This is a genomic window from Streptomyces griseoluteus (assembly GCF_004784465.1).
In the GTDB taxonomy this organism is placed as follows: Bacteria; Actinomycetota; Actinomycetes; order Streptomycetales; family Streptomycetaceae; genus Streptomyces; species Streptomyces griseoluteus.
Genome location: NZ_SRRU01000002.1, coordinates 574,343 through 599,637 on the forward strand (window position 1 = coordinate 574,343; position 25,295 = coordinate 599,637).

The following is a 25,295-nucleotide window of genomic DNA, read 5'->3' on the forward strand; positions in this document are numbered from 1 at the left end:
GACTCGATCATGCGGTGACATGAGCCTGGCAACCTGTTCGCCGCTGTGGCGGACCACCGCGAGGGGGGTTCATGAGACACCGAGTGAGACCCGCAGCCCGGCCCGCAGCCAGACCGGCGGCCAGAGCGGTCCTCGCCGTCGGGGCGCTGCTGGCCGGGGCGGCCTGCCTCACGCCCGTCGCCCAGGCGCGGGAGAGCGCGCCCGCCGACAGCGGCAACGAGGTCAAGGTCTTCCGGGCCGAGGTCACCCGCGCCCAGGTGCCCCTGCTGCTCAGGGCGGGCCAGGACGCCCATGAGCTGGGGGAGCGGGTGGGGGTGAGCGGCCGGACCGCCGTCGAGGTCTACCTCACCGACCGGCAGGCCCGCGGCCTGAAGGAGCAGGGCGTCCGCCTCACCGAGCACTCCCTGCCGAGCGGCGCGAACAAGCGCCTGACGGCCGCCGCCCAGGGCGTGTTCCGCCCGTACAGCGGCAGCGGCGGGCTCAAGGAGGAGATCCTGCGGACCGCGCAGGAGAACCCCGGCCTCGCCAAGGTCGAGTCCATCGGCCGTACCGTGCGCGGGCAGGACATCCTCGCGCTCAAGGTCACCAAGAACGCCCGGACCGCGAGGGACGGCTCGCGGCCCGCCGTGCTGTACATGTCCAACCAGCACGCGCGGGAGTGGATCACGCCGGAGATGACCCGGCGCCTGATGCACCACTATCTGGACAACTACCGGTCGGACAAACGGATCAGAAAGCTCGTGGACACCACCGAGCTGTGGTTCGTGCTGTCCGCCAACCCCGACGGCTACGACTACACCTTCAAGGACTCCAGCACCCGGCTGTGGCGGAAGAACCTGCGCGACATCAACGGCGACGGAGTCATCGGCACCGGTGACGGCGTCGACCTCAACCGCAACTTCGGCTACAAGTGGGGCTACGACGACGAGGGTTCGTCGCCCAGCCCCGCTGGCGAGACCTACCGCGGCCCGAGCGCGAACTCCGAGCCGGAGACCAGGGCGCTGGACGCGCTGGAGAAGCGCGTCCGGTTCGCGTACGGGATCAACTACCACTCCGCCGCCGAGCTGCTCCTCTACGGCGTCGGCTGGCAGGTCGCCACCGACACGCCCGACGACGTCCTCTACCGGGCGCTGGCCGGCACCCCCGAGAAGCCGGCGATCCCCGGCTACCGCTCCCAGGTCTCCTCCGAGCTGTACACCACCAACGGCGAGGCGGACGGGCAGGCCGCCAACGTCAACGGGATGGCGATGTTCACCCCCGAGATGTCCACCTGCGCGACCGCCTCCGAGTCCGACCCGGACGACGCCTGGAACCCCGACGACTGCCGCTCGGTCTTCACCTTCCCGGACGACGAGAGGTTGATCCAGCGGGAGTTCGAGAAGAACGTGCCGTTCGCGCTCTCCGTCGCGGAGACCGCCGCCCACCCCGACCGGCCCGTCTCCACGGTCGGCCTGGGCGCCCCCGACTTCACCCCGGCCACCTTCACCACCTCCTACGCGCGAGGCACCGGCCAGCAGGTCTCCGTCGTCGCCCGCAAGGCGGTCCGGAACAAGCGGCTGGTGTACCGCGTCAACGGCGGCCGGACCCATGAGCGCACCCTGCGCCCGTGGAAGGGCGGCGAGACCTACGGCGGCGACGACAACCTCCACTTCGACCAGTACCGCGCCGAGGTGCCCGGCGGCAGAGCCGGCGACCGGGTCGAGGTCTGGTTCACGGGAGCGGGCCGTGCGACGGCGAGTCGCCACTTCACCTACACCGTCGCCGACCGGGGCACCGCCGACACCCTCGTCGTGGCCGAAGAGGGCGCGACCGCGACCCGGACCCGCGCCTACACCGACGCCCTGAAGGCGGCCGGCCGCAGGCCCCTGGTGTGGGACACCGCCCGGCGTGGCACCCCCGACGTCCTCGGCGTCCTCGCCCACTTCCGCACCGCCGTCCACTACTCCGGCCCCGACGGCCCCGGAAACGCCACCCAGCTCCAGTTGCGCGCCTACCTCAACGAGGGCGGCAAGCTGATCGAGGCCGGCGAGCAGGCAGGCGGCGAGGTGGACCTCGGAGGCGGCAACCTCTCCGACGACTTCAGCCAGTACTACCTGGGCGCCTACAGCCGGACCTCCACCAAGGGAGCCACCGGCATCACCGGCACCGGCGCGCTGAACGGTGTCTCCGCCGCGCTCGGCGACGCACCGGGCAACCCGCTCGACGCGGCCGGTGCCTACGGGGTCACCTCGGACGAGCTGCCCGCCGCCACGTACCCCCAGTTCCGCAGCGCGGGGGCGGGCCGGTTCACGGGTGCCGTCAGCCCGTACGGGCCGTACGCGGGCTCCTACATGGCCGCCGCCGTGCACACCGACGACGCCTACAAGCGCCTCACCCGCACCATCGACCTCACCGGTGTCGGTGCCGCCGGGAAGCCAGCGTTCGGCACCCGGCTGCTGTGGGACACCGAGCGCGGATACGACCACGCGGTGGTGGAGGTCCACACCGTCGGCGCCGACGACTGGACGACGCTGCCCGAGGCGGGCGGTGCCACCACCGACGCCGTGCCCGACGAGTGCGGGGCCGGGTTCCTGGTCGGGGAGCACCCCTGGCTGAGGCACTACCTCACCCTCACGGGCAACGCCTGCACCGCCACCGGGACCACCGGGCAGTGGCACAGCCTCACCGGCCGGTCCTCGGGCTGGCAGCGGGTGGACTTCGACCTGAGCGCCTACGCGGGCAAGCGGATCGAGCTGTCCCTCTCCTACATCACCGACCCCGGCACCGGCGGCCACGGCGTGCTCGCCGACGACGCCTCGCTCGTCCTCGGCGGCAACGCGAAGGAGACGGAAGGGTTCGAGTCCTCCCTCGGTCCCTGGCGCGCCTCCGGACCCCCGGCCGGGAGCCCGGCGGTGCTGAAGGACTGGACCCGCACCGGCGCCCTCTTCCAGACCTATGGAGCGGTCACCACCGACGACACCGTGCTGCTCGGATTCGGCCTCGAACAGGTCCCCTCGGCGGCAGAACGGACCGCTCTCGTCCGCAAGGCGCTCACCGCACTCCACAGGTGAGCGAACCCCCCTCTCAACGGTGCGCGGAAGGCCCCCGCATCAGGTGAGCCAACCCGCTCACGAACGAGTGAAAAGTGCGTCGGCGGTGCCCGTCATTCCATGACAAAGAGCAGTGAATCCACCGCCGTTCCGAGGCGTTCCGTACCCTACTGACGGGTACGGAACGCCTGCCCTTTTATGCGCCATCTCGATGTCACCCCAGGGGCCGCGGAGGGGTAGGGTCGTGGGTGGTCGGGGACATCCCAAACACAGCTCGCCGGCACCGCATGGCCGGCGTACCAACGAGGAGATCGGTTCGTGACGATCCGCGTAGGCATCAACGGCTTCGGCCGCATCGGGCGTAACTACTTCCGCGCTCTGCTGGAGCATGGTGCGGAGATCGAGGTTGTGGCTGTCAACGACCTGGGTGACACCGCGACCACGGCGCACCTGCTCAAGTACGACACCATCCTGGGCCGCCTCAAGGCCGAGGTGACGCACACCGAAGACACGCTCACGGTCGACGGTCACACCATCAAGGTGCTCTCCGAGCGTAACCCCGCCGACATCCCGTGGGGCGAGCTGGGCGTCGACATCGTCATCGAGTCGACCGGCATCTTCACCAAGCGCGACGACGCCGCCAAGCACCTGGCCGGCGGCGCCAAGAAGGTCCTCATCTCGGCTCCGGCCAAGGACGAGGACATCACCATCGTCATGGGCGTCAACCAGGACAAGTACGACCCGGCGAAGGACCACGTCATCTCCAACGCCTCGTGCACCACCAACTGTGTGGCGCCGATGGCGAAGGTGCTGGACGAGAACTTCGGCATCGTCAGCGGCCTGATGACCACGGTGCACGCGTACACCAACGACCAGCGCATCCTGGACTTCCCGCACAAGGACCTGCGCCGCGCCCGCGCCGCCGCCGAGAACATCATCCCGACCACCACGGGTGCCGCCAAGGCCACCGCGCTGGTCCTGCCGCAGCTCAAGGGCAAGCTCGACGGCATCGCGATGCGCGTTCCGGTCCCGACCGGCTCGGCCACCGACCTGGTCGTGGAGCTGCAGCGCGAGGTGACCAAGGACGAGGTCAACGCCGCGTTCAAGAAGGCGTCCGAGGACGGTTCGCTCAAGGGCTTCCTGTCCTACACCGAGGACGAGATCGTGTCCTCCGACATCGTCGGCGACCCGTCCTCCTGCACCTTCGACTCGTCCCTGACCATGGTCCAGGACGGCAACAGGGTGAAGATCCTCGGCTGGTACGACAACGAGTGGGGCTACTCCAACCGCCTCGTGGACCTCACGGTCTTCGTCGGCGAGCAGCTCTGATCCGACACCGCAGGACCTTGAAGTGAGAGCAGGGCCCGGGCAGCGCACGGCCGCGCTGTCCGGGCCCTGTCTCACGCACGGACCACGCCCTTTTACGATCAGGGGCATCAAGAGCCCTCTCCAGGAGTCCACTCAATGAAGACGATCGACGAACTTCTCGCCGACGGCGTGAGCGGCAAGCGGGTCTTCGTCCGCGCCGACCTCAATGTGCCGCTGGCCGAGGGGACCATCACCGACGACGGCCGCATCCGTGCCGTCGTGCCCACCATCAAGGCCCTCGCGGACGCGGGCGCCGAGGTGGTCGTCGCCTCCCACCTGGGCCGTCCCAAGGGCGCGCCGGACCCGGCCTTCTCGCTGCTGCCCGTCGCCGAGCGTCTCGCCGAACTCCTCGGCACCCCGGTCGCCTTCGCCGAGGACACCGTCGGCCCCGCCGCCCAAGCGGCGGTCGACGGACTGGAGCCCGGCCAGGTCGCTGTCGTCGAGAACCTGCGCTTCAACCCCGGTGAGACCTCCAAGGACGACACCGAGCGCGGCGAGTTCGCCGACCGGCTGGCCGCCCTCGCGGACGTGTACGTGGGCGACGGCTTCGGCGCGGTGCACCGCAAGCACGCCTCCGTGTACGACCTCCCGGCCCGGCTGCCGCACTACGCCGGCTACCTGATCGCGCGCGAGGTCGGCGTCCTGAAGAAGCTCACCGACGATGTCCGGCGCCCCTACGTCGTCGTCCTCGGCGGTGCCAAGGTCTCCGACAAGCTCGCCGTCATCGACCAGTTGCTCGGCAAGGCCGACCGGCTGCTCATCGGCGGCGGCATGGCCTACACCTTCCTCAAGGCGCAGGGCCACGAGGTCGGCATCTCCCTCCTCCAGGAGGACCAGATCCCGGCCGTCAAGGAGTACATGGAGCGCGCCGAGAAGAACGGCGTCGAGCTGGTCCTGCCCGTCGACGTCCTGGTCTCCCCGGAGTTCCCGGACCTGAAGACCAAGGCCCCCTCGCAGCACACCGTGGTCGACGCGGACAAGATCCCCGCCGACCAGGAGGGCCTGGACATCGGCCCGAAGACCCGCGAGCTGTACGCCTCGAAGCTCGGCGACGCCGAGACCGTCTTCTGGAACGGTCCGATGGGCGTCTTCGAGCACCCCGACTACGCCGAGGGCACCAAGGCGGTCGCCCAGGCGCTCGTCGACTGCGACGGCTTCACCGTCGTCGGCGGCGGCGACTCCGCCGCCGCGGTGCGTACGCTCGGCTTCGACGAGAACGCATTCGGCCACATCTCGACCGGTGGCGGCGCCTCCCTCGAGTACCTCGAGGGCAAGACGCTCCCCGGCCTCGCCGCACTGGAGGACTGACCCCGCATGACCACTCGCACGCCGATCATGGCGGGCAACTGGAAGATGAACCTCAACCACCTCGAGGCCATCGCGCACGTCCAGAAGCTCGCCTTCGCCCTGGCCGACAAGGACTACGAGGCCGTCGAGGTCGCCGTCCTGCCGCCCTTCACCGACCTGCGCTCTGTGCAGACCCTGGTCGACGGCGACAAGCTCAAGATCAAGTACGGCGCCCAGGACGTCTCCCAGCACGAGTCGGGCGCCTACACCGGCGAGATCTCCGGCTCGATGCTGGCCAAGCTCAAGTGCTCCTACGTGCTCGCCGGCCACTCCGAGCGCCGCCAGTACCACCACGAGACCGACGACGTGGTCAACGCCAAGGTCAAGGCGGCCTTCCAGAACGGCCTCACCCCGATCCTGTGCGTCGGCGAGGAGCTGGACGTCCGCGAGGCCGGGAACCACGTCGACCACACCCTCGCCCAGGTCGAGGGCGGCCTGAAGGACGTCCCGGCCGAGCAGGCCGAGAACGTCGTGATCGCCTACGAGCCCGTGTGGGCCATCGGCACCGGCAAGGTCTGCGGCTCCGACGACGCGCAGGAGGTCTGCGGCGCGATCCGGGGCAAGCTCGCCGAGCTGTACTCCCAGGACATCGCCGACAAGATCCGCATCCAGTACGGCGGCTCGGTGAAGTCCGGCAACGTCGCCGAGATCATGGCCAAGCCGGACATCGACGGCGCCCTGGTGGGCGGCGCGTCGCTGGACGCCGACGAGTTCGTCAAGATCGTGCGGTTCCGCGATCAGTGATCCGGTCCGCGAGTAGGCGGTAGCGGCGATACGTCGTACTCTTGCGGGGGCATGGCCGTCGTGCCGTGCCCCCGTCCGTCCAGCTCAATCCGTCCGTCCGAATCCGAGGAAGTTGGTCCAGCCGTGGTTTTGGGGTTCTCGATCGCCCTGATCGTCTTCAGCCTGCTGCTGATGCTGCTGGTGCTGATGCACAAGGGGAAGGGCGGCGGCCTCTCCGACATGTTCGGTGGTGGCATGCAGTCCTCCGTGGGCGGCTCCTCGGTCGCCGAGCGCAACCTCGACCGCATCACGGTCGTGATCGCCGTGCTCTGGTTCGCCTCGATCATCGTGCTCGGCCTGCTCATGAAGTCGAGCGGCTGACCGGACCGCCGAGGCGGGGCCGCGCGTACAGCCGCAATGCCCAGCACGTCCCACAAGTGCATAGATTCCACACGTAAGGCCCCATGTTCGGTACGCGCTCACGAGCGCGGCCTATCATGGGGCTTGCGTCTGGGCGGAGGCGGTACCTCCCATCACTGGACGCGCGTTGGGCCTTACGTAGACTGAGGCGCTCGCGGCGAAGCGATAGGCCGACCTGCTTCGCGGCACCATCACGCAGGGAGTTACGACCGTGGCAAGTGGCAACGCGATCCGGGGAAGCCGGGTCGGTGCGGGGCCGATGGGCGAGGCCGAGCGCGGCGAGTCCGCCCCGCGTCTGCGCATCTCCTTCTGGTGCTCCAACGGGCACGAGACCCAGCCGAGCTTCGCCAGCGACGCGCAGGTCCCCGACACCTGGGACTGCCCGCGCTGTGGCTTCCCGGCCGGTCAGGACCGGGACAACCCGCCGGACCCGCCGCGCACCGAGCCCTACAAGACGCACCTCGCCTATGTGCGCGAGCGGCGCAGCGACGCCGACGGTGAGGCGATCCTCGCCGAGGCGCTCGCCAAACTGCGGGGAGAGATCTAGGAGTTGACACCGGCCGGGACCCGAGAGGGTGCCCGGCCGGAGCCGTCCTGTCCCGCGGCCGGACCCCGTTGTCAGTGGTGCCCCCTACTGTGAGTGAGGTAACTGCGACTCGGGGGGACGGCCATGACGACGGCTCAGGTGGTGCAGGGGGCAACGCCCGCGTGGCGCGGGGGATTCGGGCGGCTGTGGAGCGCCGCCGTGCTCTCCCGCTTCGGCGACGCGCTCCGTACGGCCGCGCTGCCGCTGCTCGCCGTGCGGCTGACCGACGATCCGCTCGCCGTCGTCGCCGTGACCGCCTGCGGCTATGTGCCCTGGCTGCTGTTCGGCCTGCTGGGCGGCGCGGTGGCCGACCGGGTGGACCAACGCCGCGCGATGTGGGCCGTGGACATGGCACGCGGGCTGCTCGTCGCCGCGTTCGCCCTCGCGGTGGCTCTCGGCCACGCCTCGATCCCGCTGCTGATCGCGCTCGCCTTCTCCCTCACCGCACTCCAGACCCTGTTCGACAACGCGGCGACCGCCCTGCTGCCCTCCGTGGTCCGGCCGGAGTCCCTGGGCAGCGCCAACGCCCGCCTGATGACCGGTCAGCAGCTGGCCGGCGGGCTGCTCGGCGGACCCCTGGTGCCGCTGCTGCTGACGGCCGGGGCGTTCCTGCCCTACGCGGCCGACGCCGTCACCTACCTGCTGGGCGCCGCCCTCGTGGCCTCCCTGCGCATCGGGACACCCTCACGTGAACCGCGCCCGCCCGGCGCCACCCTGCGCGCCGACATAGGGGAGGGGCTGCGGCAACTCTGGCGGGACCGCGCGCTGCGCGCGATCTGCGGAGCCACCCTGCTGTGCAACATCGGCATGGGCGCCCTGATCGCCACCCTCGTCCTGCACGTCACAGGCTGGCTGCACGCGGGGAACGCCGGATACGCGGCCGCCATGACCGCCTACTCGGCCGGCAGCATCGCCGGCAGCTTCCTGGCCCAGCGTCTGGCGGGCCGCCTCGGCCGCTTGCGGGCCCTGCTGCTGGCCGGCACCGTGCAGACCGGCGCACTGCTCCTCCTGGGCTCCGTACGGGAGTTGGCCGCGCTGATCGCCGGGATGCTGCTGCTCGGCGCGATGGGCATGGTGTGGAACGTCAACCAGGTGACGCTGATGCAGCAGCGTGCCCCCGCCGCGATGACCGGCCGCATCTCGGCCGCCTTCCGCACCGCCTCCACCGCCGGTGCCCCCCTCGGCGCCCTGCTCGGCGGTGCCGCCGCCGCTTCCCTCGGCCTCAACGCCCCCGCGCTCCTCACGGCCGCCCTCTTCGCGGCCGCGGTGCTCGCACTGATACCGGCGCGTTCGGCGGACGTATCGATGGACGAGAAGCGGGGTGGTGTCACCACCGGCCCGGCCCCCGGGTGATCAATTAGGTTGGTCCCGCAGTGGGCACACGGGGCAGGACAGGCGACAGGCGCAGGAAGGAAGGCGGAAGCCGGAGATGAACGCAGAAGGCCGTACAGCACTGAACCGGACGCCCGAGTGGGCCGCTCTGCAGGAGCACCGCGAGGGATTCGGCGGGACGAGCCTGCGGGAGCTGTTCGACGCCGACCCGGAGCGCGGGCGGACGTACACGGTCCAGGCCGGGGACCTCTACATCGACTACAGCAAGCAGCTCGTGGACGCCGAGGCGCTGCGGCTGCTGCGCGAACTGGCCGTGGCCACGGATGTGTTCGGGCAGCGGGACGCGATGTTCCGTGGCGAGCGGATCAACACGACCGAGAACCGTGCGGTGCTGCACACCGCGCTGCGCGCCCCTCGGGACGCGGTGATCGAGGTCGACGGGGAGAACGTGGTCCCGGCCGTGCACGCGGTGCTGGACAAGATGAGCGGCTTCGCCGACCGGGTCCGCTCGGGTGAGTGGACCGGTCACACCGGCAAGCGGATCAAGAACATCGTCAACATCGGTATCGGCGGTTCCGATCTGGGTCCGGCGATGGCGTTCGAGGCGCTGCGTGCCTTCACCGACCGTGACCTGACGGTGCGGTTCGTGTCGAACGTGGACGGCGCGGATCTGCATGAGGCGTTGCGGGACCTGGACCCGGCGGAGACGCTGTTCATCGTGGCGTCGAAGACGTTCACGACGGTCGAGACGATCACCAACGCGACGTCGGCGCGTACCTGGCTGCTGGACGCGCTCGGTGACGACAAGGCCGTGGCGAAGCACTTCGTGGCGCTGTCGACGAACGCGGAGAAGGTCACCGCGTTCGGTATCGACGTCGACAACATGTTCGAGTTCTGGGACTGGGTCGGCGGCCGGTACTCCTTGGACTCGGCGATCGGCCTGTCGGTGATGATCGCGATCGGTCCGGAGCGTTTCCGGGAGATGCTGGACGGTTTCCACACCGTGGACGAGCACTTCCGTACCGCTCCGGCCAAGGAGAACGCGCCGCTGCTGCTGGGCCTGCTGGGGATCTGGTACAACAACTTCTTCGACGCCCAGTCGCACGCGGTCCTGCCGTACAGCCACTACCTGTCGAAGTTCACGGCGTACTTGCAGCAGTTGGACATGGAGTCCAACGGCAAGTCCGTTCAGAAGGACGGCAGGCCGGTGGAGTGGCAGACCGGGCCGGTGGTGTGGGGCACGCCCGGTACCAACGGGCAGCACGCGTACTACCAGTTGATCCATCAGGGCACGAAGCTGATCCCGGCGGACTTCATCGGCTTCGCACGCCCGGTGGACGAGCTGAGCGATCAACTGAAGGCTCAGCACGACCTGTTGATGGCCAACTTCTTCGCCCAGACCCAGGCCCTCGCCTTCGGCAAGACCGCCTCGGAGGTCCGGGAGGAGGGGGTGCCGGAGGAACTGGTCCCGCACAAGACCTTCCCGGGGAACCGCCCGACGACCTCCATCCTGGCGCCGGAACTGACCCCGTCCGTGCTGGGGCAGCTCATCGCGCTGTACGAGCACAAGGTGTTCGTCCAGGGCGCGGTCTGGAACATCGACTCCTTCGACCAGTGGGGCGTCGAGCTGGGCAAGGTCCTGGCCAAGCGCATCGAACCCGCCCTGACCGAAGGCGCGGACGTGCCCGGCCTCGACCCGTCCACGCGGGCGCTGGTCGCCGAGTATCGGAAGATGGGCGGCTGACCCGTTCGTGAGGCGGGCGCGGCCGGTTCGGGTCGCCGCGCCCGCCCCCCGAAAGAGTCGGTCGCCACCGGTCAAGCGAAGGCACGCCGACCGCGCAAGAGTTCCCCGGTAATTTCACAACAGATCCATATCGGGTTGTCGATCTTCGGTGTGGTGGCGGAACGCACCTGATAGGGAGATACCTCCAGGGGGCCGGAGAGGGTGGTCATCCCTGCGCAGCTCCGGGAGGTACCCACCACATGGCCCATCAGCCGCACACCCTGTTGAAGGCCGTGCTCGACGGATGGCGGAACTCTCTGCTGGACATGGGCGGCCGCAACCGGCTGCTGAACTTCCGGCACACCAGGACCGCCACCCTGGAGATCACCGCACCGGACCCGGCCGCCCTGCTCGCGGAGCTGGCCAAGGGCTGGGAGTTCGCCCCCGTCACCGAGCGGGAGACCGGAGTGGAGCTCGCCAAAGCGGGCGACACCGGCTCTGCCCGGCGCTCCCGGCCCGGACTGGTCACCCAGAAGACCACCCAGGCCGCGCTGGACAGTTCGCTGTACCAACTCCGCCAGAAGTCCGGCCAGATGTTCAACGACTACGGCCTCTGGGTGCTCTGGCTCGGCATCGGCATGCTCGACTGGCGCGAGCCCGGCGCGCACGAGAGCAGCGCCGCCCCGCTGCTCCTCGTCCCCGTGGAGCTGCGCCGGGACGGCAATCGCCGCTACCGCCTCCACCCGGCCGAGGGGCAGGAACGCATCCACAACCCGGCGCTCGCCGTGAAGGCGGACCGGCTCGGTGTCGACTGGTCGGCCGTCACCGGCACCGACGCAGCCGACCCCGCCGCGGTGCTCGCCGCCGCCCGGAAGGTCACCGCCCGGCTGGACGGCTGGGAAGTGCGGGAGCGGGCGGTGCTCGGGCTGTTCGCCTCCCACCGGGAGGCGATGTACCAGGACCTCCAGCAGAACGAGGAGCAGATCCTCGCCCACCCGCTGGTCCGCGCCGTCGCTCTCGGCCCCGATGCCGGGCTCCCCGCCGACCTGGTCGACTTCGAGCCGCCCGGCCTCGACCGGATCGACGAGGTCCAGCTCCCCGAGCGCACCCCGCTCGTGCTCGACGCGGACGCCTCACAGCGGCAGTGCGTGGCGGCCGCGCTGGACGGGAGGTCCTTCGTGATGAGCGGGCCGCCCGGCACCGGCAAAAGCCAGACCATCACCAACCTGATCGCCGCGCTCATGCACGCCGGCCGCAGTGTGCTGTTCGTCAGCGAGAAGGCCGCCGCCCTGGACGTGGTGCGCAACCGCCTGGGCGCGGTCGGACTCGGTGACTTCGTGATGGCGCTGCACAGTGGCGACACCAGTAAGAAGGCGGTGGCCACCGAGCTCGCGCGGGTGCTCACCACCGAGGCCCGTGTCACCGGCGCCGCCGCCCACGAGCTGGAGCGCGCCCGTGCCCTGCGCGAGGAGCTGTCCGGCTACGCGGCCGCGATGAACGAGACCCGCGACCCCCTCGGCCGCACCCTGCACGACGTCCTGGGCCGGCTGGTCCTGCTGGAGCAGGCCGGAACGCCGCAGCTCCCGCTCGGCGCGCGCAACGCCAAGGCCGCGCGCACCCTGAGCGCCGCCGCGCTCCAGGAGTTGCTGGCCGCCGCCGGTGCCGTCGCCCGTGCCTGGCGCCCGGCGGCCGAGGGGGACGCCTTCGCCTGGCGAGGTCTGACCGGCACCGCCCCGCACCAGGCCGTGGACGAGGCCGCCGACGCCCTCGGCGCCCTGGTCACCGCCGCCGGACGCCGTCCCTTCGCCGTCACCGTGGACGAGCCCCGCACGGTCCGCGAGCTCCAGCAGCTCGTCCGTACCCTCACCGCCGGGCTGCCCGGCACCGCGGCACCGGCCGACGGCACGCTGCCCGACGACATCACCGCCCAGACCGCCCAGCTCGCCGACCTGTTCGGGATGCCCAAGCCGGACCGGCCCGAGGCCGCGTTCGCCCTGTGCGAGTTGGCCGGGCTCACCACCGCGGGTCACCGCCCGCCGCGCGACTGGTTCGACGCCGGCACGCTGCGCCGTGCCCACACCGCCGCCGGGGAGCTGCGTAGCGCCCTCGACGCCGAGGAGCGGGCCCGCGCGGCCGCCGCCGACGTGTTCGGGGAGCAGGTGCTCGCGGAGCCCGGACTCCCGGAACTGGTCACCCGGTTCGGGGAGCAGCACAAGGGGCTGATGGCCCGCTTCTCCGCGCAGTACAAGGCCGACCGGCAGCAGCTCACCGCCCTCACCCGCACCGGCACCTGGGACAAGGCCCTCCTCACCCGGCTGGACGACGCCCTCGCCTGGCACCGGACCGCCGCCGAGGTCGCCCGGCTCACCGAGACCCACCGGGAACTCCTGGGCCCGTACACCCCGAGCACCCTCCCGGCCTGCGCCGACACCGACCGGGCCCTCGCCACCGCCGACCGTGTCGCGGTGCTCGGCGCCCCGGCCGAGCGGTCCGCCCTGCTGGCCGACCGCCTCGCCGCCGACGCCGACCCCGACCCGCTGCCCACGCTGCTCGCGGACCAGATCCAGGGCGCCCTCGCCGCCTGGTGCGCCGCCGCCACCGCCCGCGCCACGCGCTGGAACGCGGCCGTCACCGAGCTGCTCGGCCAGTTCGACACGGCCCGCCGCACCCAGCTCTCGCCCGCCCTGCTCGGCCCCCTCGACCAGGCCGGCCGGGCCGTCGACGCCCTGCTGGACGACCCGCAGGGACCCGAGGTCTGGCACACCCATGTCGGCGGGGTAGCCGTGCTCGCCCGGCACGGCGCCGACACGCTGGTGGCCAGTGCCGCCGAGCGCGGACTCGACCCGGAGCGGCTGCCCGAGGTGGCCGAGCAGGCGGTGCTGCGGGCCTGGGCGGACGACCTGCTCGCGACCGACCCCCGGCTGCGCAGCACCCGTGCCGAGGACCTGGACACCCGAGTGGCCGACTTCCGCGCCGCCGACCTGCGCCTGGTCGCCGCGGCGGGCGGGGCGGTGACGGAGGCGTGCAACAAGCGGCGCCCGCGCAACTTCGCCGGGGGCGGCGGCGCCGTCATCGTCCGCGAGGCCGAGAAGAAGACCCGGCACATGCCGGTGCGCGAACTGCTGGGCCGCACCCGCGAGGTCGTCCAGGCGGTCAAGCCCTGCTTCATGATGAGCCCGCTGACCGTCAGCCAGTTCCTGCCGCCCGACTTCCACTTCGACGTGGTGGTGTTCGACGAGGCGTCCCAGGTGCGGCCGAGCGATGCCGTGAACTGCATCTACCGGGGCCGCACGCTCATCGTCGCCGGTGACGACAAGCAGCTCCCCCCGACCTCCTTCTTCGACTCCGCGGTGGACGACGACTCCGACGAGTACGCCGAGGACCTGCCCGACTCCTTCGAGTCCCTGCTGCACGCCTGCAAGGCGGGCGCGATGCGCGAGCTGCCCCTGCGCTGGCACTACCGCAGCCGTCACGAGAACCTGATCACCTTCAGCAACCGCGAGTTCTACGCCAACTCGATGATCACCTTCCCCGGCGCGGTGGCCGAGGGCGAGGACGTGGGCGTGGCGTTCCTGGCGGCCGACGGTGTCTACGACCGGGGCGGGCGCCGGGACAACCGGGCCGAGGCCGAGTTCGTGGCACGGCGGGTGCTGCACCACTTCGACACCCGGCCCGGCAGAACCCTCGGTGTCGTCGCGCTGTCACAGGCGCAGGCCTCCGCCATTGACCTGGCCGTGCAGCAGGCCCGGCTCGCCCGGCCCGACCTCGACCACTGCTTCACCGAGGACCGGCTCGACGGGTTCTTCGTGAAGAACCTGGAGTCGGTGCAGGGCGACGAGCGCGATGTGATGATCATGTCGATCGGCTACGGCCCCGACGAGCACGGCCGCCTCGGCCTCAATTTCGGCCCGATCAACAAGAACGGCGGCTGGCGGCGCCTCAACGTGGCGGTCACCCGCGCCCGCTTCCGCATGGAGGTCGTCTCCTCCTTCCGGGGCACCAGCCTGGCCGACAGCGCCAACGAAAGCGTGCAGTACCTCAAGCGCTATCTGGAGTACGCCGAGAACGGCCCCGCCGTCCTCGCCCGTGACGTCGTCCAGTCCGACGCCGAGCCCGACAGCCCCTTCGAGGAGTCCGTCCTCGCCGTGCTGCGCGGCTGGGGCTACCGGGTCCAGCCGCAGGTCGGCGTCGCCGGGTACCGCATCGACCTGGGCGTACGCCATCCCGAGCGGCCCGGCGCGTACGCGCTCGGCATCGAGTGCGACGGCGCGATGTACCACTCGTCCAAGGCCGCCCGTGACCGGGACCGGCTGCGCGAGCAGGTGCTGGCCGGGCTCGGCTGGAAGCTGCACCGCATCTGGGGCACCGACTGGTACCGGGGCCGGGCGGCGGCCGAACGCCGGCTGCGCGAGGCCGTAGAACAGGCCGTGGCCGACGGCCCGTTGACCACGGTGACCGGCCCGGCGCCCCTCGCCACCGTGCCCGGCCAGCGCACCCGGTCCGTCGAGACCCCGCCGGAGCGCGTTCCCGTCGACCTCGGCACCGGACGGGAGTGGAGCGCGCCGTACGCCCCCGGTGTGGTCACCGTCGCCCCGCGCCACGAACTGCACACCGCCGAGGCACGGCCCGCGCTGCGCGAGGTGCTGGTCCGGATCGTCGAGGCCGAAGGCCCCGTCCACGAGGACCTGCTGGTGCAGCGGGCGCGGGAGGCCTGGGGCGTCGGCCGGGCCGGCAGCCGTATCCGGGACAATGTCCGCGCGGTCGCCGACGCCCTGGTGCGCTCGCGGACGATCGCGTCGGACGACGGCTTCTACGCGCTCGCGGACCCCGGCCCGCTGAAGGCCCGTCACCCCCGCGAGGGCGACACACCCCGCAAGGTCGTGCACATCGCGCCCGGCGAGCGCCATGTGGCGCTGTACGAGCTGGCCGCCGAGTGCCCCGGCATGACCGAGGACGAACTCATCAAGCAGACCTGTGAGTTCTTCGGCTGGCGGCGCACCGGCAAGGACATCCGGGACCGGCTCGCCGCCGACATCGCGGAACTCCGCGGGGCCGGACGGCTCCAGGGCGGTCCGGACCAGGTGAGCGCCGCCCGCTGACACACGAAAGGGGCGGCGGGGAATCCCCGCCGCCCCTTTCCCCGCGCTCAGCTCACGGTGAAGCCGGCGGATACATCGACCGCGGCAGGTCCGCCGCGGCCGCCGAGTCCAGCAGCCACAGCGTCCGCGCCCGGCCGCGGGCACCGGCCGCCGGGGCCTGCACCTCGCCCGCGCCGGACAGCGCGATCGCCACCGCCTCGGCCTTGTCCTCGCCCGCCGCCAGCAGCCACACCTCACGCGCCGCGCGGATCGCGGGCAGCGTCAGGGAGGTCCGGGTCGGCGGCGGCTTGGGCGCGCCGTGCACACCCACCACGGTGCGCTCGGTCTCCCGCACCGCGGGCAGCTCCGGGAAGAGCGACGCCACATGGGTGTCCGGGCCGACGCCCAGCAGCAGCACGTCGAACTCCGGCACCTCGGCGTGGTCCTCGGGACCGGCCGCCTTGGCCAGCTCCGCCGCGTACGCGGCGGCCGCCGCGTCCACGTCCGCACCGTAGGGCCCGTCGGAGGCGGGCATCGGGTGCACCCGCGCCGGGTCCAGCGGTACGGAGTCCAGCAGGGCCTCGCGGGCCTGCGTGTAGTTGCGGTCCGGGTCGCCCTCGGGGAGGTAGCGCTCGTCGCCCCACCACAGGTCGAGGCGGCCCCAGTCGATCGCGTCCCGCGCGGGCGCCTTGGCCAGCGCGGCCAGCAGACCGTTGCCGTTGCGGCCACCGGTGAGGACCACCGAGGCGTGACCGCGCGACGCCTGGGCGTCCACGATCTTGGTGATCAGCCGCGCGGCGGCGGCCTCGGCCATCAGTTCCTTGTCGCGGTGCACGACCAGTTGCGGAGTGCTCACTTCGACGCCGCCTTCCTCGCGAGGGAGTTCGGGGTGGGCCGCTCGGCCTCGCCCTCCTCGGTGCCCGCCTCGGACTCGGCGACAGCCACTTCGGCGACCGCCTCGTCCTCCGCGGCCTTGTCCGCGGCCTTCTCCGTGGGCCCGGCCGGAACGCCGTCCAGCGTCGCCACCGCCTCCGCGCCCGCGGACAGCCGCTCCACGCCGTAGCGCAGGGCCGCCGCGTAGGTGTCGTCCGGGTCGAGCCGGCGCAGCTCCTCCGCGATCAGCTCGGCGGTGTCCCGGCGCTGGAGCGCCACCGCACGGCCCGGCTGGCCCTGGATGGACAGGTTCGCCAGTGAACCGTCCGCCCGGTCCAGCACGACCGGCCCGCACGTCGTCTCCATCCGGACCGCCGTCAGACCCGGACCCGAGGACAGCGACCGCTGCACCGGCACGCCCAGCCGGTCCGCCAGCCACATGGCCAGCAGCTCGCAGCTCGGGTTGAACTCCTCGCCCTCCACCTCGACGGACCGCACCTCGCAGTCCACCTGGTCCAGGGCCGCCGCCAGCATCGACCGCCACGGCGTGATCCGCGTCCACGCCAGGTCGGTGTCGCCCGGCGCGTACGTCTCCGCACGCGCCGCCAGCTCACGCACCGGCTGCTCGGCCGCGTAGGTGTCGGTGACCCGGCGCTGCGCCAGCGCGCCCAGCGGGTCCTCGGCCGGGTCGAGCGGGGCGTCCACCGGCCACCAGACCACCACCGGCGCGTCCGGGAGCAGCAGCGGCAGCACCACCGAGTCGGCGTGGTCGGACACCTCGCCGTACAGCCGCAGCACGACCGTCTCCCCGGCGCCCGCATCCGCGCCCACCCGCACCTCGGCGTCCAGGCGGGAGGTGGTGCGGTCGCGGGGGGTGCGTGAGACCCGGCGGATGACGACCAGCGTGCGCGAGGGGTGTTCCCGCGAGGCGTCGGTCGCCGCCCGCAGCGCGTCGTAGGCGTTCTCCTCGTCGGTGACGATGACGAGGGTCAGCACCATGCCCACGGCGGGCGTGCCGATGGCGCGGCGGCCCTCCGTCAGCGCCTTGTTGATCTCACCGGCGGTGGTGTCGGTCAGGTCTATCTTCATGGCCGGCGCCAGCTCCGTCCGTCTCGCGCGAGCATCTCGTCGGCCTCGGCCGGGCCCCAGGTGCCCGACTTGTACTGCGCGGGCCGCCCGTGCTCGTCCCAGTACTCCTCGACCGGGTCGAGGATCTTCCAGGACAGCTCGACCTCCTCCGTGCGCGGGAAGAGGTTGGCGTCGCCCAGCAGCACGTCCAGGATGAGCCGCTCGTACGCCTCGGGGCTGGACTCGGTGAAGGACTCGCCGTAGGCGAAGTCCATCGACACGTCCCGGATCTCCATCGAGGTGCCCGGCACCTTGGAGCCGAAGCGGACCGTGATGCCCTCGTCGGGCTGGACCCGGATGACGATCGCGTTCTGGCCCAGCTCCTCGGTCGCCGTGTGGTCGAACGGGGAGTGCGGCGCCCGCTGGAAGACCACCGCGATCTCGGTGACCCGGCGGCCCAGCCGCTTGCCGGTGCGCAGGTAGAAGGGGACGCCCGCCCAGCGGCGGTTGTCGATCTCCAGCTTCAGCGCCGCGTAGGTGTCGGTCTTCGACTCGGGGTCGATGCCGTCCTCTTGCAGATAGCCGATGACCTTCTCGCCGCCCTGCCAGCCGGCCGCGTACTGCCCGCGCACGGTGTCGGCGCCCAGGTCCTTCGGCAGCCGTACGGCACCGAGCACCTTGGTCTTCTCCCTGGCCAGCGCGTCCGCGCCGAAGGAGGACGGCTCCTCCATGGCGGTCAGCGCCAGCAGCTGGAGGAGGTGGTTCTGGATGACGTCACGGGCGGCGCCGATGCCGTCGTAGTACCCGGCACGGCCGCCGATGCCGATGTCCTCGGCCATGGTGATCTGGACATGGTCGACGTAGGACCGGTTCCAGATCGGCTCGAACATCGTGTTGGCGAAGCGCAGCGCCAGGATGTTCTGGACGGTCTCCTTGCCGAGGTAGTGGTCGATCCGGAACACCTGGTCCGGCTCGAACACCTCGTGCACGACCTTGTTCAGCTCCTCGGCCGACTTCAGGTCGTGGCCGAACGGCTTCTCGATCACCGCGCGGCGCCAGGAGCCCTTGGACTGGTCGGCCAGACCGCTCTTCTTGAGCTGCTGGATCACGACCGGGAAGGCGCCCGGCGGCACCGACAGGTAGAAGGCGAAGTTGCCGCCCGTGCCCTGCTGCTTGTCCAGTTCGTCGATGGTGGAGCGCAGCCGCTCGAACGCCTCGTCGTCGTCGAAGGTGCCCTGGACGAAGCGCATCCCCTGGATGAGCTGCTGCCAGACCTCCTCGCGGAACGGCGTACGCGCGTGCTCCTTGACCGCGTCGTGCACGACCTGCGCGAAGTCCTCGTCCTCCCAGTCGCGGCGGGCGAAGCCCACCAGGGAGAAGCCCGGCGGCAGCAGACCGCGGTTGGCCAGGTCGTAGACGGCCGGCATCAGCTTCTTGCGGGACAGGTCGCCGGTGACGCCGAAGATCACCAGGCCCGACGGCCCCGCGATGCGCGGGAGCCGTCGGTCCGCGGGATCACGAAGCGGGTTCGCTCCGGAACCGTTGAGGGGTGACAAATCAGCCCTCCGAGGGGGCGAGGCGCTTCAGCTCCGCCTCGGTCGACTTGAGCAGGTCGTTCCAGGACCCCTCGAACTTGTCCACGCCCTCGTCCTCGAGCACCTGGACGACGTCGTCGTAGGAGATCCCGAGCCGCTCGATGGCGTCGAGGTCGGCACGGGCCTGCTCGTAGGTGCCGGTCACCGTGTCACCGGTGATCTCACCGTGGTCCTCGACCGCCTCCAGGGTGGCCTCCGGCATGGTGTTGACCGTGTTCGGCGCGACCAGCTCGGTGACGTACATCGTGTCCGGGTACGCCGGGTCCTTCACGCCGGTCGACGCCCACAGCGGACGCTGCTTGTTGGCGCCCGCCTTCTCCAGCGCCTTCCAGCGGTCGGTGGAGAAGACCTCCTCGTACGCCTGGTATGCCAGGCGCGCGTTGGCGATGGCGGCCTTGCCGCGCAGCGCCTTGGCCTCGTCGGTGCCGATCGCGTTCAGCCGCTTGTCGACCTCGGAGTCCACGCGGGACACGAAGAAGGACGCCACGGAGTGGATCTTGGACAGGTCCAGGCCGCGCTCCTTGGCCTTCTCCAGGCCGGTCAGGTACGCGTCCATGACCTTGCGGTACCGCTCGAGGGAGAAGATCAGCGTGACGTTGACGCTGATGCCGTTGCCGATCGTCTCCGCGATGGCCGGCAGACCCGCCTCGGTCGCCGGGATCTTGATCAGCGTGTTCGGGCGGTCCACCAGCCAGGCGAGCTGGCGGGCCTCGGCCAGCGTGGCGCGCGTGTTGTGCGCCAGACGCGGGTCGACCTCGATGGAGACCCGGCCGTCCTTGCCGCCGGTGGCGTCGAAGACCGGGCGCAGGATGTCGGCGGCGTCACGGACGTCCGCCGTCGTGATCATGCGGATGGCCTCTTCGACCGTGACCTCACGCGCGGCGAGGTCGGTGAGCTGCTGGTCGTAGCCGTCGCCCTGCGAGATCGCCTTCTGGAAGATCGTGGGGTTGGTGGTGACGCCCACGACGTGCTGCTGGTCGATCAGCTCGGCGAGGTTGCCGGACGTGATCCGCTTGCGCGACAGGTCGTCCAGCCAGATCGCCACGCCTTCCTCGGAGAGGCGCTTGAGTGCGTCTGTCATGGAAATTGCATCTCCTACGTGTCGTTTACGGGCGTCAGCGCTGCGTAGCGGCGAGGGATTCCCGCGCCTTGTCGGCCACGTTCTCCGGAGTGAAGCCGTACTCGCGGAACAGGACCTTGCCGTCCGCGGACGCGCCGAAGTGCTCCAGGGAAACGATGCGGCCGGCGTCACCCACGTACTTGTGCCAGGTCAGACCGATGCCCGCCTCCACGGCGACGCGGGCCTTGACCGACGGCGGCAGCACGGAATCCCGGTACCCCTGGTCCTGCTCCTCGAACCACTCCACCGACGGCATCGAGACCACCCGGGTGGGCACGCCCTCGGCCTGGAGCTGCTCGCGCGCCTCCACGGCGACGTGCACCTCGGAACCGGTGGCGATCAGGATCACTTGCGGCTCGCCACCCTCGGCGTCGAACAGGACGTAACCGCCACGCGCGGCGTCGTCGTTGGGCTCGTACGTCGGCACGCCCTGGCGGGTCAGCACCAGACCGGTCGGGGCACCCTTGCCGAACTCCTTGGTCCAGCGCTTGAGCACCTCGCGCCAGGCGGTCGCGGTCTCGTTGGCGTCCGCCGGGCGGACCACGTTCAGACCGGGGATCGCGCGCAGCGCGGCCAGGTGCTCCACCGGCTGGTGGGTCGGGCCGTCCTCGCCGAGACCGATCGAGTCGTGCGTCCACACGTACGTCACCGGCAGGTGCATCAGCGCCGACAGGCGGACGGCGTTGCGCATGTAGTCGGAGAACACGAGGAACGTGCCGCCGTAGACGCGGGTGTTGCCGTGCAGGGTGATGCCGTTCATCTCGGCGGCCATGGCGAACTCGCGGATGCCGAAGTGGATCGTGCGGCCGTACGGGTTCGCCTCCGGCAGCGGGTTGCCCGCCGGGAGGAAGGAGCTGTCCTTGTCGATGGTCGTGTTGTTCGACCCGGCGAGGTCGGCGGAGCCGCCCCACAGCTCGGGGATGACCGGGCCGAGCGCCTGGAGGACCTTGCCGGAGGCGGCACGGGTGGCCACGCTCTTGCCGGTCTCGAAGACCGGGATCTTCAGCTCCCAGCCGGTCGGCAGGGCGCCCTCGCTGATGCGGTCGAACTCGGCCGCGCGGTCCGGGTTGTTCTCGCGCCAGACCTGGAAGCCCTTCTCCCACTCCGCCCTGGCCCGACGGCCGCGCTCCAGGGCGCCGCGGGTGTGGTCGAGGACCTCGTCGGCGACGGCGAAGCTCTGGGTCTCGTCGAAGCCGAGGACGCGCTTGGTGGCCGCGACCTCGTCGTCACCGAGGGCCGAGCCGTGCGCGGCCTCGGTGTCCTGGGCGTTCGGGGCGGGCCAGGCGATGATCGAGCGCATGGCGATGAAGGACGGCCGGTCGGTGACCGCCTTGGCCTTCTCGATCGCCGCGTAGATCGCCTCCGGGTCCAGGTCGCCGTCGGACTTGGGCTCCACGCGCTGGACGTGCCAGCCGTACGCCTCGTACCGCTTCATCGTGTCCTCGGACACGGCGGTCTCGGTGTCGCCCTCGATCGAGATGTGGTTGTCGTCCCACAGCAGGACCAGGTTGCCGAGCTTCTGGTGGCCCGCGAGGGAGGACGCCTCGTGGGAAATGCCCTCCTGGAGGCAGCCGTCGCCGGCGATGCAGTAGATGTAGTGGTCGAACGGGGACGTGCCCTCGGGCGCGTCGGGGTCGAACAGGCCCCGCTCGAAGCGGGACGCCATCGCCATGCCCACCGCGTTGGCCACACCCTGGCCCAGCGGGCCGGTGGTGGTCTCGACGCCCTTGGTGTGCCCGTACTCCGGGTGGCCCGGAGTCTTCGAGCCCCAGGTGCGGAAGGACTTCAGGTCGTCCAGCTCCAGGCCGAAGCCGGCCAGGTAGAGCTGCGTGTAGAGGGTCAGGGACGAGTGACCGGCGGACAGCACGAAGCGGTCGCGGCCCACCCACTGCGGGTCGGCCGGGTCGTGCCGCATCACCTTCTGGAAGAGGGTGTAGGCGGCCGGGGCCAGGCTCATCGCCGTGCCGGGATGGCCGTTGCCGACCTTCTGTACGGCGTCGGCGGCCAGGACCCGGGCGGTGTCCACGGCCCGCTGGTCCAGCTCGGTCCACTCAAGGTCTGTGGTGGTCGGCTTGGTGCTCACCCTGGGTCAGGGCTCCTCTCCACATGTTGGTCGCCGGTTCGCGGCGCGTGGCGCCCGCCGGCCGCCGATGCACTGGTGTCCACCGGCCGTTGTCGAGCCTACCCCCGAGGGGACGTGCGTTTTTCGAGTCATTCCAGACTGCCGGGACTCGTCGCGATCCGCCTCCCGACCGGCCCGGAAGCCGCTTGGCACATGAATACGGAGCCGCTCGTCCGAGTGCTCAACCGAGCCGGGGGAGACCTCGGACGGGCGGCGTGTCGCAAGGCTCGCCAACACGAGCCGACCCCGGCGAAAAACCGGATATGGGCAACGTCTAAAGTGGCGTGGTACGCGCGAGCCTTTACCCCGCTTTCACACGGGAATGCTCGCTTGATGTCTCTGTCAGGGGTGTGCGTGACGGCCGTCGAATCCCGTCCTGGCGGCACTTCCCAGGCCCTCGAGGCTCTGGGGGAGGCCAGTCCCGGTACGAGCCGGAGCCCGGTTGACCGGTCGTTCGGAGCCCGTGTCAAGGGCTTCGTGGCGCTGACCAAGCCGCGGATCATCGAGCTGCTGCTCATCACCACGGTGCCGGTGATGTTCCTGGCCCAGCAGGGGGTGCCCGACCTGGGCCTCGTCCTGCTCACCTGTGTCGGCGGTTACCTGTCCGCGGGCGGCGCCAACGCGCTCAACATGTACATCGACCGCGACATCGACGCGCTGATGGACCGCACCTCGCAGCGGCCGCTGGTGACCGGACTGGTCAGCCCGCGCGAGTGCCTCGCCTTCGGCATCACCCTCGCGGTCGTCTCGACCCTGCTGTTCGGGCTGACCGTCAACTGGCTGTCCGCCTGGCTGTCACTCGGTGCGCTCCTCTTCTACGTCGTCGTCTACACGATGATCCTCAAGCGGCGTACCTCGCAGAACATCGTCTGGGGCGGTATCGCGGGCTGCCTGCCGGTGCTGATCGGCTGGTCCTCGGTCACCAACTCGATGTCCTGGGCGCCGGTCATCCTCTTCCTCGTGATGTTCTTCTGGACGCCGCCGCACTACTGGCCGCTGTCCATGAAGGTCAAGGAGGACTACGCCCGCGTGGGCGTGCCGATGCTGCCCGTCATCGCCTCCAACAAGGTGGTCGCCCGGCAGATCGTGATCTACAGCTGGGTGATGGTCGCCGTCTCCCTGCTGCTGACCCCGCTCGGTTACACCGGCTGGTTCTACACCGTGGTCGCCCTCGCGGCCGGCGGCTTCTGGCTCTGGGAGGCGCACGGCCTGCAGAACCGGGCCAAGGCCGAGGTGACGGGGGGCAAGCTCAAGGAGATGCGGCTGTTCCACTGGTCGATCACCTATGTCTCCCTCCTCTTCGTCGCCGTCGCGGTGGACCCCTTCCTCCGCTGACCGGGACGCCGACCCCTCCCGTCGCCCTTTTCTCTACTCGTCGGTAGCATCCTGGTCATGGCTGACACGGAGCAGGTTGACGCGAAGAGCGAGCGCCAGGTGAAGCGGCTCGCCCACCAGATCGGTACGTTCGCCAAGGCGCACGGGGGCGCCGAGGGGAACGTGGCTTACATCGGCGAGCGCGGGGCCCGTATCGCCCTCGTGGGCGAGGACGGCGAGTGGGGCAACCTCGTGGCCCCCAGCGTGGAGATCGGGCGCCGGGCGGTGGAGAAGGCCGGAGTGGCGCTCAGGGACGACTTCGACGGGGAGCTCGCGGCGAAGATCCGCACCAGCGCGTACGAGTGGAAGCGGATGGCCGGTATTCAGCTCTGAGTCCCGTCCCCGCGCCACCTGAATCCGGTTCGTGCCGTTAGGACGTGAAACAGCGTCCTCGTCGGGAGCCGGAATGATCGACACGCCTTCGCTCGTGGATCAGTACTGCCATGGGGTGCTTCGGACCGAGCTGGGGCTCGGGACGTTCGAGGCGCGGCTGGGGCCGGGGGAGGGGCCCGCCGCGCCGGGGACCACGCTGTTCGACACGCAGACGGGGTTCGCGGTGCGGCGCTGGTGTCCGCCGCTGCTCGGCCTGGAGCCGCACTGTCCGCCCGCCCGCTATCTGGCCCGGCGCCGCGAACTGGGCGTGCTGGAGGCCGGGCGCAGGCTGCTGCGCGGGTCCGGGATCACCACCTACCTGGTCTCCAGCGGGCTGCCGGACGATCTCACCGGGCCCGAGGAGATGGCCGCCGCCGGGGACGCGCAGGCGCGCGAGGTGGTCCGGCTGGAGCCGCTGGCCGAGCAGGTCGCGGACACCTCGGGCACGGTCGCCTCGTTCCTCGCCAATCTGGCCGAGTCGGTGCACGGCGCCGCGACGAACGCCGTCGCCTTCGCCGCCACGGCCTCCCTCGCCGGCCAAGGGGCCGCCCTCGCCCCCGAGCCGCCGGGACCCGGCGCGGTACGGAGCGCCGCCGCCCGCTGGCTGGCCGGACGGCGCGTGGGGGAGGAGCTGACCGACCCGGTCCTGCTGGGCCACCTGCTGTGGACCGCGGTGGCCACGGGCCGCCCGCTCCAGCTGCACGCCGGCCCGGAGGAGCCCGGCCTGCGCACCGGTCCCGCCCCGCTCACCGGCTTCGTACGGGCCACCGCGGGCCTGGGCACCGACCTGGTCCTGCTGCCCGGCCTCTTCCACCACCGGTACGCGGCCCGGCTGGCCGGCGCCCATACGCACGTCTACGCCGACTCCGGCGCCGCCCTCGCCCGTACCGGCGCCCGCGCGGCCGCGATCCTCGCGGACATCCTGGAACTCGCCCCCTTCGGCAAGGTCCTCTTCTCCACCGGCGCCCAGTCCCTCCCCGAACTCCACGTGGTGGGCGCCCACCTCTTCCGCGAGTCCCTCGACCGGGTCCTCGGCACCTGGCTGGCCGAGGGCGCCTGCAGCCCCACGGACGCCCGCCGCGTGGCGCACCTCCTGGCGTCCGAGAACGCCCACCGGGTGTACGGGCTGAGCTGACCTCTGTACGGGCGGCCCCCCGTCCCCGAC

Annotated in this window: 17 protein-coding genes; 12 read left to right on the forward strand and 5 right to left on the reverse strand. The window is 71.2% G+C overall.

Features of this window, described 5'->3' with window-relative positions:
* The first annotated feature begins 71 nt into the window (after window positions 1–71).
* The 9 genes from E5082_RS08060 (at window position 72) to E5082_RS08100 (ending at window position 15,627) form a co-directional block, all read left to right on the forward strand.
* On the forward strand, window positions 72–3,050 hold the full coding sequence (locus E5082_RS08060) for a M14 family metallopeptidase (protein WP_135790566.1): 2,979 nt from the start codon (window positions 72–74) through the stop codon (window positions 3,048–3,050).
* A 297-nt stretch (window positions 3,051–3,347) separates the two neighbouring features.
* Window positions 3,348–4,358 (forward strand): type I glyceraldehyde-3-phosphate dehydrogenase, encoded by a 1,011-nt coding sequence (gene gap / locus E5082_RS08065; protein ID WP_135790567.1) that lies wholly within the window; start codon window positions 3,348–3,350, stop codon window positions 4,356–4,358.
* Window positions 4,359–4,493: 135 nt separating this feature from the next.
* On the forward strand, window positions 4,494–5,705 hold the full coding sequence (locus tag E5082_RS08070; RefSeq protein ID WP_135790568.1) for a phosphoglycerate kinase: 1,212 nt from the start codon (window positions 4,494–4,496) through the stop codon (window positions 5,703–5,705).
* 6 nt (window positions 5,706–5,711) lie between these two features.
* Complete coding sequence (gene tpiA, locus E5082_RS08075) at window positions 5,712–6,488, forward strand: triose-phosphate isomerase (RefSeq protein WP_135790569.1); 777 nt, start codon at window positions 5,712–5,714, stop codon at window positions 6,486–6,488.
* A gap of 123 nt (window positions 6,489–6,611) precedes the next feature.
* Window positions 6,612–6,848 (forward strand): preprotein translocase subunit SecG, encoded by a 237-nt coding sequence (gene secG / locus E5082_RS08080; protein WP_030809737.1) that lies wholly within the window; start codon window positions 6,612–6,614, stop codon window positions 6,846–6,848.
* A 250-nt stretch (window positions 6,849–7,098) separates the two neighbouring features.
* Window positions 7,099–7,434 (forward strand): RNA polymerase-binding protein RbpA, encoded by a 336-nt coding sequence (locus E5082_RS08085; RefSeq protein ID WP_003957010.1) that lies wholly within the window; start codon window positions 7,099–7,101, stop codon window positions 7,432–7,434.
* 123 nt (window positions 7,435–7,557) lie between these two features.
* Window positions 7,558–8,826 carry an MFS transporter gene (locus tag E5082_RS08090; protein ID WP_135790570.1) on the forward strand — a complete coding sequence of 423 codons (1,269 nt, stop codon included), beginning with the start codon at window positions 7,558–7,560 and terminating at the stop codon, window positions 8,824–8,826.
* 76 nt (window positions 8,827–8,902) lie between these two features.
* On the forward strand, window positions 8,903–10,549 hold the full coding sequence (pgi, locus tag E5082_RS08095; protein ID WP_135790571.1) for a glucose-6-phosphate isomerase: 1,647 nt from the start codon (window positions 8,903–8,905) through the stop codon (window positions 10,547–10,549).
* A gap of 239 nt (window positions 10,550–10,788) precedes the next feature.
* Window positions 10,789–15,627: a DUF3320 domain-containing protein gene (locus E5082_RS08100; RefSeq protein WP_135790572.1), complete on the forward strand. Its 4,839-nt coding sequence runs from the start codon at window positions 10,789–10,791 to the stop codon at window positions 15,625–15,627.
* 52 nt (window positions 15,628–15,679) lie between these two features.
* Here the strand turns inward: E5082_RS08100 and pgl are convergent, their stop codons facing one another.
* From pgl to tkt, 5 genes are read right to left on the reverse strand one after another with little or no spacing between them, the layout of a single operon-like run.
* Entirely contained in the window at window positions 15,680–16,462 is a 783-nt protein-coding gene (pgl, locus tag E5082_RS08105; protein WP_130340320.1) for a 6-phosphogluconolactonase, read from the reverse strand.
* Window positions 16,459–17,568, reverse strand: coding sequence for a glucose-6-phosphate dehydrogenase assembly protein OpcA (gene opcA / locus E5082_RS08110; RefSeq protein WP_135790573.1), 1,110 nt, complete (start codon window positions 17,566–17,568; stop codon window positions 16,459–16,461). The genes pgl and opcA overlap by 4 nt, the downstream gene beginning before the upstream one ends.
* Window positions 17,565–19,103 carry a glucose-6-phosphate dehydrogenase gene (gene zwf / locus E5082_RS08115; protein ID WP_135790574.1) on the reverse strand — a complete coding sequence of 513 codons (1,539 nt, stop codon included), beginning with the start codon at window positions 19,101–19,103 and terminating at the stop codon, window positions 17,565–17,567. The genes opcA and zwf overlap by 4 nt, the downstream gene beginning before the upstream one ends.
* A gap of 1 nt (window position 19,104) precedes the next feature.
* A complete protein-coding gene (tal, locus tag E5082_RS08120) occupies window positions 19,105–20,223 on the reverse strand; it encodes a transaldolase (RefSeq protein ID WP_135790575.1) in 1,119 nt (372 codons plus the stop codon).
* A gap of 34 nt (window positions 20,224–20,257) precedes the next feature.
* Window positions 20,258–22,345 carry a transketolase gene (tkt, locus tag E5082_RS08125; protein ID WP_135790576.1) on the reverse strand — a complete coding sequence of 696 codons (2,088 nt, stop codon included), beginning with the start codon at window positions 22,343–22,345 and terminating at the stop codon, window positions 20,258–20,260.
* A 387-nt stretch (window positions 22,346–22,732) separates the two neighbouring features.
* On the opposite strand from tkt, the gene E5082_RS08130 reads away from it, so the two are divergent.
* The 3 genes from E5082_RS08130 (at window position 22,733) to E5082_RS08140 (ending at window position 25,265) form a co-directional block, all read left to right on the forward strand.
* Window positions 22,733–23,719, forward strand: a complete 987-nt coding sequence (locus E5082_RS08130) for a heme o synthase (RefSeq protein WP_167514016.1) — start codon at window positions 22,733–22,735, stop codon at window positions 23,717–23,719.
* A 57-nt stretch (window positions 23,720–23,776) separates the two neighbouring features.
* Entirely contained in the window at window positions 23,777–24,091 is a 315-nt protein-coding gene (locus E5082_RS08135; RefSeq protein WP_135790578.1) for a hypothetical protein, read from the forward strand.
* Between the two features lie 73 nt (window positions 24,092–24,164).
* Entirely contained in the window at window positions 24,165–25,265 is a 1,101-nt protein-coding gene (locus tag E5082_RS08140; RefSeq protein WP_135790579.1) for an amidohydrolase family protein, read from the forward strand.
* Window positions 25,266–25,295 lie beyond the last annotated feature (30 nt).

Bases quoted from the DNA above. Each gene is read 5' to 3' on its own strand.
- E5082_RS08070 (WP_135790568.1), top strand. From the start codon at position 4,494: ATGAAGACGATCGACGAACTTCTCGCCGACGGCGTGAGCGGCAAGCGG.
- pgi (WP_135790571.1), top strand. From the start codon at position 8,903: ATGAACGCAGAAGGCCGTACAGCACTGAACCGGACGCCCGAGTGGGCC.
- tpiA (WP_135790569.1), top strand. From the start codon at position 5,712: ATGACCACTCGCACGCCGATCATGGCGGGCAACTGGAAGATGAACCTC.
- E5082_RS08135 (WP_135790578.1), top strand. From the start codon at position 23,777: ATGGCTGACACGGAGCAGGTTGACGCGAAGAGCGAGCGCCAGGTGAAG.
- E5082_RS08100 (WP_135790572.1), top strand. From the start codon at position 10,789: ATGGCCCATCAGCCGCACACCCTGTTGAAGGCCGTGCTCGACGGATGG.
- E5082_RS08060 (WP_135790566.1), top strand. From the start codon at position 72: ATGAGACACCGAGTGAGACCCGCAGCCCGGCCCGCAGCCAGACCGGCG.
- E5082_RS08140 (WP_135790579.1), top strand. From the start codon at position 24,165: ATGATCGACACGCCTTCGCTCGTGGATCAGTACTGCCATGGGGTGCTT.
- tal (WP_135790575.1), bottom strand. From the start codon at position 20,223: ATGACAGACGCACTCAAGCGCCTCTCCGAGGAAGGCGTGGCGATCTGG.
- E5082_RS08090 (WP_135790570.1), top strand. From the start codon at position 7,558: ATGACGACGGCTCAGGTGGTGCAGGGGGCAACGCCCGCGTGGCGCGGG.
- opcA (WP_135790573.1), bottom strand. From the start codon at position 17,568: ATGAAGATAGACCTGACCGACACCACCGCCGGTGAGATCAACAAGGCG.